Annotated in this window: 10 protein-coding genes; 5 read left to right on the top strand and 5 right to left on the bottom strand. The window is 55.1% G+C overall.

From position 1 onward, the window contains the following. The first annotated feature begins 2 nt into the window (after positions 1-2). Positions 3-1709 carry a nitrate/nitrite two-component system sensor histidine kinase NarQ gene (narQ, locus tag KE671_RS18225; protein WP_206164423.1) on the top strand — a complete coding sequence of 569 codons (1707 nt, stop codon included), beginning with the start codon at positions 3-5 and terminating at the stop codon, positions 1707-1709. A 168-nt stretch (positions 1710-1877) separates the two neighbouring features. Then, complete coding sequence (gene acrD, locus KE671_RS18220; RefSeq protein ID WP_206164424.1) at positions 1878-4991, top strand: multidrug efflux RND transporter permease AcrD; 3114 nt, start codon at positions 1878-1880, stop codon at positions 4989-4991. Positions 4992-5084: 93 nt separating this feature from the next. Here the strand turns inward: acrD and ypfM are convergent, their stop codons facing one another. Continuing rightward, positions 5085-5144, bottom strand: coding sequence for a protein YpfM (ypfM, locus tag KE671_RS18215; protein ID WP_001386977.1), 60 nt, complete (start codon positions 5142-5144; stop codon positions 5085-5087). Positions 5145-5533: 389 nt separating this feature from the next. Between ypfM and KE671_RS18210 the strand changes: the two genes are divergently transcribed. The 3 genes from KE671_RS18210 to KE671_RS18200 are packed head-to-tail and all read left to right on the top strand — an operon-like array spanning position 5534 to position 7248. Further along, positions 5534-5890 (top strand): ArsC family reductase, encoded by a 357-nt coding sequence (locus tag KE671_RS18210; RefSeq protein ID WP_206164425.1) that lies wholly within the window; start codon positions 5534-5536, stop codon positions 5888-5890. A gap of 3 nt (positions 5891-5893) precedes the next feature. Further along, positions 5894-7021, top strand: coding sequence for a succinyl-diaminopimelate desuccinylase (dapE, locus tag KE671_RS18205; protein ID WP_206164426.1), 1128 nt, complete (start codon positions 5894-5896; stop codon positions 7019-7021). 26 nt (positions 7022-7047) lie between these two features. Beyond that, complete coding sequence (locus tag KE671_RS18200; RefSeq protein WP_012906607.1) at positions 7048-7248, top strand: YpfN family protein; 201 nt, start codon at positions 7048-7050, stop codon at positions 7246-7248. Positions 7249-7287: 39 nt separating this feature from the next. On the opposite strand, the gene ypfH is transcribed toward KE671_RS18200, so the two are convergent. The 4 genes from ypfH to purC all read right to left on the bottom strand — a co-directional run bounded on the left by ypfH (position 7288) and on the right by purC (position 11787). Continuing rightward, on the bottom strand, positions 7288-7986 hold the full coding sequence (gene ypfH, locus KE671_RS18195; protein ID WP_206164427.1) for an esterase: 699 nt from the start codon (positions 7984-7986) through the stop codon (positions 7288-7290). A gap of 73 nt (positions 7987-8059) precedes the next feature. Then, positions 8060-10069, bottom strand: a complete 2010-nt coding sequence (locus tag KE671_RS18190) for a tRNA(Met) cytidine acetyltransferase TmcA (protein ID WP_206164428.1) — start codon at positions 10067-10069, stop codon at positions 8060-8062. A 7-nt stretch (positions 10070-10076) separates the two neighbouring features. Then, the gene (gene ypfJ, locus KE671_RS18185) at positions 10077-10949 is read right to left on the bottom strand and encodes a KPN_02809 family neutral zinc metallopeptidase (protein WP_206164429.1); all 873 of its coding nucleotides are present in this window, start codon (positions 10947-10949) and stop codon (positions 10077-10079) included. A gap of 124 nt (positions 10950-11073) precedes the next feature. Continuing rightward, positions 11074-11787, bottom strand: a complete 714-nt coding sequence (purC, locus tag KE671_RS18180; RefSeq protein ID WP_042290911.1) for a phosphoribosylaminoimidazolesuccinocarboxamide synthase — start codon at positions 11785-11787, stop codon at positions 11074-11076. Between the last annotated feature and the right edge of the window lie 70 nt (positions 11788-11857).

Below are 11857 nucleotides of genomic sequence, written 5' to 3'. Positions count from 1 at the left end.
GTGTGATCGTCAAACGCCCCGTCTCGGCCAGTCTGGCCCGGGCCTTTTTTTACATTGTCCTGCTCTCGATTCTCTCCACCGGCGTTGCGTTACTGACGCTGGCAAGTAGTTTGCGGGATGCCGAAGCCATTAACGTGGCGGGTTCATTGCGTATGCAAAGCTATCGTCTGGGGTTCGATCTGCAAAGCCACAGCCCGCAACTCAATGCCCATCGTCAGCTCTTTCAGCAGGCCCTTAACTCATCGGCGTTAAGCAATCTGAATGCCTGGTATGTGCCCCAAACGGTGAAAGGTCGCTACGCGCAGTTACATGCCAACTGGCTGGAAATGAACCGCCGCCTGATTGATGGCGACCTGCAGTGGTATCAGGACAACATTAATGCCTACGTCGATAAGATCGATCTCTTCGTGCTGGCCTTGCAGCACTATGCCGAACGCAAAGTGATGCTGGTGGTGGGGATCTCGCTGGCGGGTGGTATCGGGATCTTTACCCTCGTCTTTTTCACCCTGCGCCGTATTCGTCACCAGGTTGTGCGCCCACTGAATCAATTAGTAATGGCCAGTCAGCGCATTGAACACGGTCAGTTTGACTCGCCGCCGCTGGACACGCGCCTTCCCAACGAACTGGGGTTACTGGCGAAGACCTTTAATCAGATGTCGAGCGAACTCCATAAGCTGTACCGCTCGCTGGAAGCGAAGGTCGAAGAAAAAACCCATGACCTTCATGAAGCCAAACGGCGTCTGGAAGTGCTGTACCAGTGTTCGCAGGCGCTGAATACCAGCCAGATTGATGTGCACTGCTTCCGCCATATCTTGCAGATTGTTCGTGATAACGAAGCGGCACAGTTCCTTGAGCTTACCGTCGGGGAAAACTGGCGCATCAGTGAGGGGGAAAAGCAGGCCAACCTGCCGATGCAAATCCTGCCGGTGACCATGCAGGAGACGGTCTACGGCGAGCTGCACTGGCAAAGCCAGCATGTTGCCAGCGCGATCCCACTGTTAAACAGCGTATCGACAATGCTCGGGCGCGGGCTGTATTTCAACCATGCGCAGAAGCATTTCCAGCAGTTGTTGCTGATGGAAGAGCGTGCCACCATTGCCCGTGAACTGCATGATTCGCTGGCGCAGGTGCTCTCCTATCTGCGCATTCAGTTGACGCTGCTCAAACGCGCCATCCCGGAGGATAACGCCCCGGCGCAGGCCATTATGGATGACTTTTCGCGGGCGCTGAACGATGCCTACCGTCAACTACGTGAGCTACTAACCACCTTCCGCCTGACGCTACAGCAGGCTGATTTACCCTCCGCGCTGCATGAAATGCTCGAAGCGCTACAGGGGCAGACCACTGCTAAACTCACACTGGACTGCCGTTTGCCGACGCTGGCGCTCGATGCGCAAATGCAGGTCCATTTGTTACAGATAATCCGGGAAGCGGTGCTCAACGCGATGAAGCACGCCAATGCCAGCGAGATTGCCGTCAGCTGTGTGACGGCGCCGGATGGCAATCACACGGTGTATATTCGCGATAACGGCGTGGGCATCGGCGAACCTAACGAACCGGCGGGGCATTACGGCCTGAACATTATGCGCGAGCGCGCGGAACGTCTTGGCGGCACGTTAAGTTTCTCGCAGCCTTCCGGCGGCGGGACGTTAGTGAGCATTAGCTTTCGCTCGACAGAATCAGAAGAGGATGCGAGTCATCTGACATAAATTCGCACAAAACCGGACGTGAGCATGCGGGAAGCTGACAAACGCTGTAATCAGGCATGATAATTTACATTATCTCCTTTTTTTCTCCACGTTTGACTCGTACCTTCCCGCTACAGTGAAGCAAGTCATACCTATAAAGATATGTAGAATAATGAGGTCCTCTTTCTGATGGCGAATTTCTTTATCGATCGCCCCATCTTTGCCTGGGTGCTGGCTATCCTGTTGTGTCTGACAGGTACCCTGGCTATTTTCTCTTTGCCAGTGGAACAATATCCGGATCTGGCGCCGCCAAACGTGCGCATTACGGCAAACTATCCCGGGGCCTCCGCCCAAACGCTGGAAAATACCGTCACCCAGGTCATTGAGCAGAACATGACCGGCCTCGATAATCTGATGTACATGTCATCGCAAAGCAGCGGTACCGGACAAGCGTCGGTGACGCTGAGCTTCGTTGCCGGCACCGACCCAGATGAAGCCGTACAGCAGGTCCAGAATCAGTTGCAGTCAGCGATGCGTAAGCTGCCGCAGGCGGTACAGAATCAGGGCGTAACGGTCCGTAAGACCGGGGATACCAACATCCTGACGATTGCCTTTGTCTCCACGGACGGTTCGATGGATAAGCAGGATATTGCGGACTACGTTGCCAGTAATATTCAGGATCCCCTTAGCCGCGTGAACGGCGTCGGCGATATCGATGCCTACGGCTCGCAATACTCGATGCGCATCTGGCTGGATCCGGCGAAGCTCAACAGTTTCCAGATGACCGCGAAAGATGTCACCAACGCCATTGAGTCACAGAACGCGCAGATCGCCGTCGGACAGCTTGGTGGAACCCCTTCTATTGATACCCAGGCGCTGAACGCCACCATTAACGCCCAGTCGCTGTTGCAAACGCCGGAACAGTTTCGTGACATCACGCTACGCGTCAATCAGGATGGTTCAGAAGTGACCTTGGGCGATGTCGCCACCGTCGAGATGGGGGCTGAGAAGTATGACTATCTCAGCCGCTTCAATGGCAATGCGGCTTCCGGCCTTGGGGTAAAACTGGCATCAGGGGCCAACGAAATGGCCACCGCAACCCAGGTGATTAAGCGCCTGGATGAGCTGGCGCAATACTTCCCGCACGGTCTGGAATACAAGGTGGCCTATGAAACCACCTCCTTCGTAAAAGCCTCTATTGAAGACGTGGTGAAAACGCTGCTGGAAGCCATCGCGCTGGTGTTCCTGGTGATGTACCTGTTCCTGCAAAATTTCCGCGCCACGCTGATCCCCACCATTGCGGTACCGGTGGTGCTGATGGGGACGTTTTCGGTGCTCTATGCCTTCGGCTATAGCATCAACACCCTGACCATGTTCGCGATGGTACTGGCGATCGGTCTGCTGGTGGATGACGCCATCGTGGTCGTGGAAAACGTCGAGCGTATTATGAGTGAGGAGGGTCTCACGCCGCGCGAGGCGACGCGAAAATCGATGGGGCAAATTCAGGGCGCGCTGGTCGGTATCGCGATGGTGCTGTCAGCTGTCTTTGTGCCGATGGCTTTCTTTGGCGGAACCACCGGAGCAATTTACCGTCAGTTCTCCATCACCATTGTGGCGGCGATGGTGCTTTCCGTTCTGGTGGCGATGATCCTCACCCCTGCCCTGTGCGCCACCTTACTGAAACCGCTACACAAAGGCGAGCAACACGGGCAAACCGGTTTCTTCGGCTGGTTTAACCGTACCTTTAACCGTAATGCCGAACGCTACGAAAAAGGCGTTGCCAAAATTCTGCATCGCAGCCTGCGCTGGATCCTGATTTATGTGCTGCTGCTTGGCGCGATGGTCGTTCTGTTCCTGCGTCTGCCGACCTCGTTCCTGCCGCTGGAAGACCGCGGCATGTTTACCACGTCGATTCAATTGCCGAGCGGCTCCACGCAGCAGCAAACCTTAAAAGTAGTGCAGGAAGTTGAGAAATATTACGCCACTCACGAAAAAGATACCGTCCAGTCCGTCTTTGCAACGGTCGGTTCCGGCCCGGGAGGCAATGGTCAGAACGTGGCGCGTATGTTTGTACGTCTGAAAGACTGGAGCGAACGCGACGCCACCACCGGAACTTCGTTTGCCATTATCGAACGTGCGACGAAGGCCTTTAACAAAATCAAAGAGGCGCGTGTGTTTGCCAGCAGTCCGCCAGCCATCAGCGGTCTCGGTAGTTCCGCAGGCTTTGATATGGAACTGCAGGATCACGGCGGTGCCGGTCATGACGCCTTAATGGCCGCACGCGACCAGTTGATTCGTCTGGCATCGCAGGATAGCGCCCTGACCCGCGTGCGTCACAACGGTCTGGACGACAGCCCTCAGTTGCAAATTGATGTCGACCAACGTAAAGCACAGGCGCTAGGCGTTTCCATTGACGACATCAACGATACGTTGCAGACCGCCTGGGGGTCGAGCTACGTCAACGACTTTATGGACCGTGGCCGCGTGAAAAAGGTTTACGTCCAGGCGGCAGCAAAATACCGCATGCTGCCAGACGATATCAACCTGTGGTACGTACGCAATAACAGCGGCGGCATGGTGCCTTTCTCCGCCTTCGCCACTTCTCGCTGGGAGACCGGTTCTCCGCGTCTGGAGCGCTACAATGGCTATTCTGCCGTTGAGATTGTCGGTGAAGCCGCGCCTGGCGTGAGTACCGGTACGGCAATGGATGTGATGGAGTCGCTGGTGCGTCAGTTGCCGACCGGGTTTGGTCTGGAATGGACCGCCATGTCATATCAGGAACGACTCTCAGGAGCGCAAGCGCCAGCCCTGTATGCCATCTCACTGTTAGTGGTCTTCCTGTGCCTGGCCGCGCTGTATGAAAGTTGGTCGGTGCCGTTCTCGGTCATGCTGGTGGTGCCGCTCGGGGTTATCGGTGCGCTACTCGCCACCTGGATGCGCGGCCTGGAAAACGATGTCTATTTCCAGGTCGGACTGCTGACGGTCATTGGGCTTTCGGCGAAAAACGCTATTCTGATCGTTGAATTTGCCAATGAGATGAACGAGAAAGGACACGATCTGCTGGATGCGACGTTGCACGCCTGTCGGCAGCGTTTACGTCCGATTCTGATGACGTCGTTAGCGTTTATCTTCGGCGTGTTGCCGATGGCTATCAGTAGCGGTGCAGGTTCCGGCGGTCAACACGCCGTCGGGACGGGCGTCATGGGGGGAATGATTTCAGCGACAGTGTTGGCTATCTACTTCGTGCCGCTGTTCTTCGTACTGGTCCGTCGCCGCTTCCCGCTTAAGCCGCGTCCAGAGTAAGAGACAAAAAAAGGCGACCTGCCAACGGGTCGCCCTTTCTGTGTGATGAATCTCACACGGTATGTTCTGTTATTTGGTCATCCTTCCAGAAATTTATTTGCGAAGCATTACTTCGATAAAATCTTTCCAGTTCCCCAGTTCGCGTTCAATCATAACAACCTCTACTTTTTATTATGAGTATTCTACAAAAACATTATCTCCTGGTGAAGACAAATTAACCAATTGCTGTGATTACATCCTCCGGGGTGTGGGTTGATGTCATCACTATGGCGCGGTACCCATAAATTTTATGTGACATACAGCAATAATTCGAAACAATCATACCTTATCTGGTACTTCTTCAATTTCGATTAAAAAACAGATGGCTGCAAGGGTGAAATTCTGAATTTTGATTAAGTAGAAAAATCTGATGTATTCAGGAATTATTATTCACATTACTTCAACAATGTTATATTTACCGATCACGATTAAATGACAAGATGTATTATCGGACGTAACGATATTGATGATTATATAATCAGTTTACGTTAATAAGGATGCAGATGATTACCCTCTACGGCATTAAAAATTGCGACACCATTAAAAAGGCCCGCCGCTGGCTGGAAGCGCGTGGCATAGATTATCGTTTTCACGATTACCGTGTCGATGGTCTGGACAACGCCCTTCTCACTTCATTTATCAATGAATTAGGTTGGGAATCACTTCTCAACACCCGTGGAACGACGTGGCGAAAACTGGATGAAACCACACGCAATCACATCACGGATGCCGCCTCTGCCGCCGCATTAATGACTGAAATGCCTGCGATCATCAAACGCCCATTGCTCTGTGCGCCCGGGAAGCCTATGCTGCTGGGTTTTAGTGAATCCAGTTATCAGCAGTTTTTTGACGAGGTGTAGTCTATGTCGTGCCCGGTTATTGAGCTGACACAGCAGCTTATTCGCCGCCCTTCCCTGAGCCCGGATGATGCGGGATGTCAGGCGTTGATGATTGAACGCCTGCGCGCGATCGGTTTTACCGTTGAGCGCATGGATTTTGCGGATACACAGAATTTTTGGGCATGGCGCGGACAGGGGGAAACGCTGGCGTTTGCCGGTCACACCGACGTCGTGCCGGCGGGCGATGCCGATCGCTGGATCAACCCACCTTTCGAGCCAACCATTCGCGACGGGATGCTGTTTGGCCGCGGCGCGGCGGATATGAAAGGTTCGCTGGCAGCCATGGTGGTGGCGGCGGAGCGCTTTGTCGCTCAGCACCCGAACCATAAGGGTCGACTTGCGTTTCTGGTAACCTCAGATGAAGAGGCCAGCGCGAAAAACGGGACGGTGAAAGTGGTCGAGGCGTTGATGGCGCGAAATGAGCGCCTGGATTACTGTCTGGTCGGCGAACCCTCAAGCACCGAAGTGGTAGGTGACGTGGTGAAGAATGGTCGTCGCGGCTCGCTGACCTGCAACCTGACCATTCATGGTGTGCAGGGGCATGTCGCCTATCCGCATCTGGCGGATAACCCGGTACACCGCGCCGCGCAGATGCTCAATGAACTGGTGAATATTGAGTGGGATCAGGGCAATGAATTTTTCCCGGCCACCAGCATGCAGATTGCCAATGTTCAGGCGGGTACCGGTAGCAATAACGTCATCCCCGGTGAACTGTTTGTGCAGTTCAACTTCCGTTTCAGTACTGAACTGACCGACGAGATGATCAAAGCGCGGGTGCACGCACTGCTCGAAAAACATCAGTTGCGCTATACCGTTGACTGGTGGCTCTCTGGACAGCCGTTCCTGACCGATCGCGGGAAGCTTGTGGATGCGGTGGTGAACGCCATCGAGCACTATAATGAAATTAAACCGCAGTTACTGACCACGGGCGGTACGTCTGATGGCCGGTTTATCGCTCGTATGGGGGCGCAAGTCGTAGAGCTCGGTCCGGTAAATGCCACGATTCATAAAATCAATGAATGCGTGAACGCCGCCGACCTGCAACTGCTTGCCCGTATGTATCAACGTATTATGGAACAACTCGTCGCCTGACGAGATTCCTGCAAGAGGTAACGCGCATGGACTGGCTGGCCAAATATTGGTGGATTTTAGTGCTGGTGTTTTTGGTAGGTGTGCTGCTGAATGTGATTAAAGATCTCAAACGCGTCGACCACAAAAAATTCCTCGCGAATAAACCGGAACTTCCGCCGCATCGTGATTTCAACGATAAGTGGGACGACGACGACGATTGGCCGAAGAAAGACCAACCGAAGAAATAACCAAAGGCCGGAGGGGTTATCCCATTCCGGCCTTGTCTTTTAGATCATCTCAATCACGTCATCATCGTTTGGCGTACTGCCGCTAAGCGCTTCATCAAAGTAGTGCTTTGGCACGGTATAACGTAAATGATCGAGGGCAAACTGCATGCTGCGGTCGTCAATCGCGTGGCCGAGGTCATCCACAATATCCAGCGTGACATCCCCGCCCGCGCTTAACAGCGCGTCCTGGGCGGCTACCGCATGCGACAGCTCAATGACCCGATCTTCACCACCGTGGATCAAATGGATCGTAGTGGCAGTCGATGCGGTTTCCGGCAGGCTGGCGTAGCGTCCGTTAAAGGCAATTACCCGCGACGCCAGACCCGACTCGGCTTTGATGCTCTCGAGCGCCATAATCGCCCCCTGAGAGAAGCCAATCAGCGCCGTGGCATTTGCCCCGACACCGCTCTGTTTTTGCCAGTAGCGGACGGTTTCAATAAACACCGGCATGATCGCATCAACCCGTGCCTGACGATTTTCTTCCGTCACGCCCTGCACGGAAAACCACTGACGACCCGGTGCCGGCCCACTAGGTTCAACGCCGCCGATACTGACCACCAGCGCGTCCGGGAAAAGAGGGGCAAACCACGAACCAATCTCGCCCATCGCGACGGGGTTATCGCCCACGCCATGAAACAGCAGCAACAACTGTTGAGCAGGTTGGGACGGACTTTGAACAACAAAATGGTCATGTTTCATGGCGATCTCCTTAACTGATGTCGTTAATTCTACGCTGCTCAATCGCAATGACCATGCCAGAAAATTGAAGGAGTTAGTGAAAAAATTGCCATTGCAGAATGCGATCACGGTCATGCTCAGTCCGCGCGGGATCCCACGCGGCCAACGCCTGCGCCGCCTCTTCCCGCTGACGCTTCAACAGCGCTTTGCGCCCTGAAAGGCGCAACCTCAGACAGAGCTCTGCATCGCCAGGACGCGCTTGCAGGCTACCCCGCAACGCCGGTAGCGGCAACGCGCTGGTTGCCAGCAGACGGCTCAGTGCACCGAGAGAAGTCAGCAAGGGGCGGTGTGCGAAAGCAAATCCCGCCAGCGTCTGCCAGTCATCTTCATTAAGCGTAGTCGCTTTCAGCGACTCAACCGGGATCGCCTCCCCATTCCACTGCGCGAGAATGTCGGCATCGCGACGTAAACGGTGATGCTCATATTCGGCCAGACGTCTGCCCGCCGCGTTTAGCGGTAAGAGCGCCATTGCGGTATAGCAACCGCTGCTGGCTTCCTTGTGATTGCCGACGCGCACCAGGATAAAGCCACAGCGCTGCCAGAAGCGCCACAGTTCAGGCGTATAGCCAAAGCTTACGGAAAGATAGTCACAGTGTGCTGCCTGGGCCTGTGCGATCAATTTCTGCCCTATTCCCTCGCGCTGACGCCCCGGATGAACGGCAATACGACTGATTCGCCGACCGGTCAGGGTGGCTGCCAGCGGATCGCCACCATGTGCTGCCAGCGACTGCGCGACAAGATTCCCTCTTGGTCGCCGAAATCCCGCCCAGACGGCCTGGCTGAGTTCTGGAGCAAGTCCGCCTTCCTCAACCAGCCAGAGCGCCCCGACGATCGCTCCATCACAGGAGGCGCGGAAAAAATGCTGGCCTGGCGCATCCATCATTCGACGGAGATCCAGCGGAGAGGTGCGGTAATGCGCCCCGGAAAGCAGCCGATAGACCGCCAACGGCATTTCCGGTTGCGTTCGCCAGGCATCCTGTTCGAAAGGTGTCATCGCAATGCTGCCCTGCGGGGTGGACGCGAAACGGTCATCATCAAAAACCAGCGCGTCGCTGACCCATTTCTCCAGCGGACATCCCTGAGCCCAGCGGATGGGTTGCTGCAGTTCATAACGCTGCAAATGTGGAAAACGGGCGCAAAACTTCAACAGAAAGCCGCGTCCGGTACCTTCGTAGCCCTGAACCGTCGTTGTCAGTAAAGTACGCGGGAAGCGGGAAACAAGACGCTGGAGGAGCGGTGCGGGGATCGCGGCCGCCTCATCCACTACCAGCCAGTCGGCGTCTACCTCCGTATTCAGCAGCGTATCGGGCGCCATAAAGCGGAAGTTGACGCCAGCAAACTGCGCCAGCACGTCTGTTGCCGCCTTCGCCGGCGCGGTCACAATGGCGTTGCCCACAATACGCGAAATCAACTGACCGGCCAGTGCCGATTTCCCGCGACCACGTGCGGCGGTCACCGTGGCGATCCCTTCGTCCATCTGCAGCAGTTGCGTCAGAATGGCTTCCTGTTCCGGTAGCGGCGCACCGGTTGCGGGCTGCCAGTGGGGACGTTCTGGAAAATGCGGCACGCCAGGCGGCTGCGACTGTTGCCAGCACAACACCTGCTCATCCGCCGCGATGAGGCGACGAATGTGGTGAATAAAATGAGGGGTCGCAATAGGTTGTGTGCAGTCGCTCCAGCGCAGCGAATCATTATCAGGACAGTGATGCCAGTGCGTCAGTGCCGGTGTGAGTAATACCAGCCAACTGCCCGCACGTAGCGTTCCGCTTAAGGCAGCAAAGGCCGCCGCATCAAACCCGGTCAGCGCGTCGAAGACGGCATGGCGGAATTCACGTCCCAGTAAGGTTTGCAGCGCCTGCGGCGTGCAGGCTGGTTCGGCTGGCGCATCAGGGGAAACCCACAACCAGTCCCCTGGCAATGCGTCACGCAGGTGTTGCACTTGTTCATGACACCAGGACGCCTCGCCGCTCAGCACCAGCAGACGGCGAATCCCCTCCCGGGTCATTTGCGCGGTTAACGCATTCAGCGCGGTATGACCAGACATCCCTGCCTCAGAAGTTAAAACCTTTACCAAAAGTATTACATTGCGCCGGGTTGCCACTATCGAAACCACGCTTAAACCAACGATAGCGCTGCTCTGACGTCCCGTGAGTGAAGCTGTCCGGAACGACTCGCCCCTGACTTTGCTGCTGGAGACGATCGTCGCCAATCGCTTCGGCGGCATTCAGCGCCTCTTCCAGATCGCCGGATTCCAGTACGCCCTGCTGCTGCATGCTGTTTCCCCAGACGCCGGCAAAGCAGTCCGCCTGCAGTTCCATACGCACAGAGAGTTGGTTGATTTCTGCCTGCGAAGCGTTTTGCTGCATCTGACGCACTTTCGGCTCGATGCCCAGCAGTTTCTGAACGTGATGACCGACTTCGTGAGCAATCACATACCCCTGAGCGAAGTCACCGTCTGCGCCCAGTTTGTCTTTCATGTCATCGTAGAAGGAGAGATCGATATAGACCGTGCTATCTGCCGGGCAATAAAACGGCCCCATGATGGATTGCCCGGTACCGCAGCCGGTACGCGTTGCCCCGCGGTACATCACGAGTTTAGGCGGTTGGTAGGTGCGTCCCATTTTTTCGAACTGCTGTCCCCAGGAGTCTTCAGTCGTAGCCAGAATCACCGACGTAAATTTTGCCGCTTCGTCTTCATTTGGGCTGATGGAACGCTGAGACTGCTGCTGAGAGACCGGTTGTCCCGTCATCAGTCCGGTTAAATCGACGCCGTAATACCCGGCAACCAGCACGACGATGAGCAGAATAATCCCGCCTTTGCCACTCGGCAGACGAAACCCTGGCCCGCCCAGAGAAGGGCCACCGCCCGAGTTACTGCGCCTGTCTTCCACATTGTCACTTTCACGACGCCCTTGCCAGCGCATACTCACCTCAACACTCTATTCGTTATGATGATGATCGTAGGCGGTTCAGCGGAAGATTACCACAGGAAAGCGCGATTGAAATGCGAAGAGCGGGCCGGAGAGCGTCCCCGACCCGAAAGGCAAGTTAGTCGAGATTCACACCCAGACGACGCGCCACCGTTTCATAGGCTTCAATCAGGCCACCCAGACTCTGACGGAAACGGTCTTTGTCCATTTTATCGAGCGTCTCTTTATCCCACAGACGGCTGCCATCCGGAGAGAATTCATCACCGAGGACCACTTCTCCTTTGTACAGACCGAACTCCAGTTTGAAGTCGACAAGGATCAGCCCCGCGTCATCGAACAGTTTTTTCAGCACGTCATTGGCTTTATAGGTCAGCTCTTTCATTCGTGCCAGATTCTCTTTGCTCACCCAGCCAAAGGTTTCGCAGTAGGAATCGTTGACCATCGGGTCATGCATTGCATCGTTTTTCAGGAACAGGTCGAATAACGGCGGATTCAGTTCGATGCCCTCTTCAATCCCTAAGCGTTTTACCAGAGAGCCTGCCGCACGGTTACGCACCACGCATTCGACCGGCACCATATCCAGCTTTTTCACCAGGCATTCGGTATCAGAGAGCAGTCGCTCCATCTGCGTCGGGATACCCGCTTCGGCCAGTTTGGTCATGATGAAATGGTTGAACTTGTTATTCACCATGCCTTTACGATCAAACTGCTCAATGCGCGCACCATCCCCTGCTGACGTATCATTGCGGAATTCGAGCACCAACAGGTCCGGGTTTTCCGTGCTGTATACGGTCTTCGCTTTACCACGATACAACTCAGCTTGCTTTTGCATCTTCATTACTCCTGGGTGTGATCATTTGTATTCAAAACGGGGAATATTATGCCACGCACACGTTTGCGTA

It is taken from the genome of Citrobacter amalonaticus, assembly GCF_018252635.1.
In the GTDB taxonomy this organism is placed as follows: domain Bacteria; phylum Pseudomonadota; class Gammaproteobacteria; order Enterobacterales; family Enterobacteriaceae; genus Citrobacter_A; species Citrobacter_A amalonaticus_E.
This window is presented reverse-complemented; position numbering and strand designations above follow the sequence as displayed.

What these genes read in the sequence shown, in the direction of transcription:
- acrD (WP_206164424.1), top strand. Translation starts at nt 1,878, where the DNA reads ATGGCGAATTTCTTTATCGATCGCCCCATCTTTGCCTGGGTGCTGGCT.
- KE671_RS18210 (WP_206164425.1), top strand. Translation starts at nt 5,534, where the DNA reads ATGATTACCCTCTACGGCATTAAAAATTGCGACACCATTAAAAAGGCC.
- dapE (WP_206164426.1), top strand. Translation starts at nt 5,894, where the DNA reads ATGTCGTGCCCGGTTATTGAGCTGACACAGCAGCTTATTCGCCGCCCT.
- KE671_RS18200 (WP_012906607.1), top strand. Translation starts at nt 7,048, where the DNA reads ATGGACTGGCTGGCCAAATATTGGTGGATTTTAGTGCTGGTGTTTTTG.
- ypfH (WP_206164427.1), bottom strand. Translation starts at nt 7,986, where the DNA reads ATGAAACATGACCATTTTGTTGTTCAAAGTCCGTCCCAACCTGCTCAA.
- KE671_RS18190 (WP_206164428.1), bottom strand. Translation starts at nt 10,069, where the DNA reads ATGTCTGGTCATACCGCGCTGAATGCGTTAACCGCGCAAATGACCCGG.
- ypfJ (WP_206164429.1), bottom strand. Translation starts at nt 10,949, where the DNA reads ATGCGCTGGCAAGGGCGTCGTGAAAGTGACAATGTGGAAGACAGGCGC.
- purC (WP_042290911.1), bottom strand. Translation starts at nt 11,787, where the DNA reads ATGCAAAAGCAAGCTGAGTTGTATCGTGGTAAAGCGAAGACCGTATAC.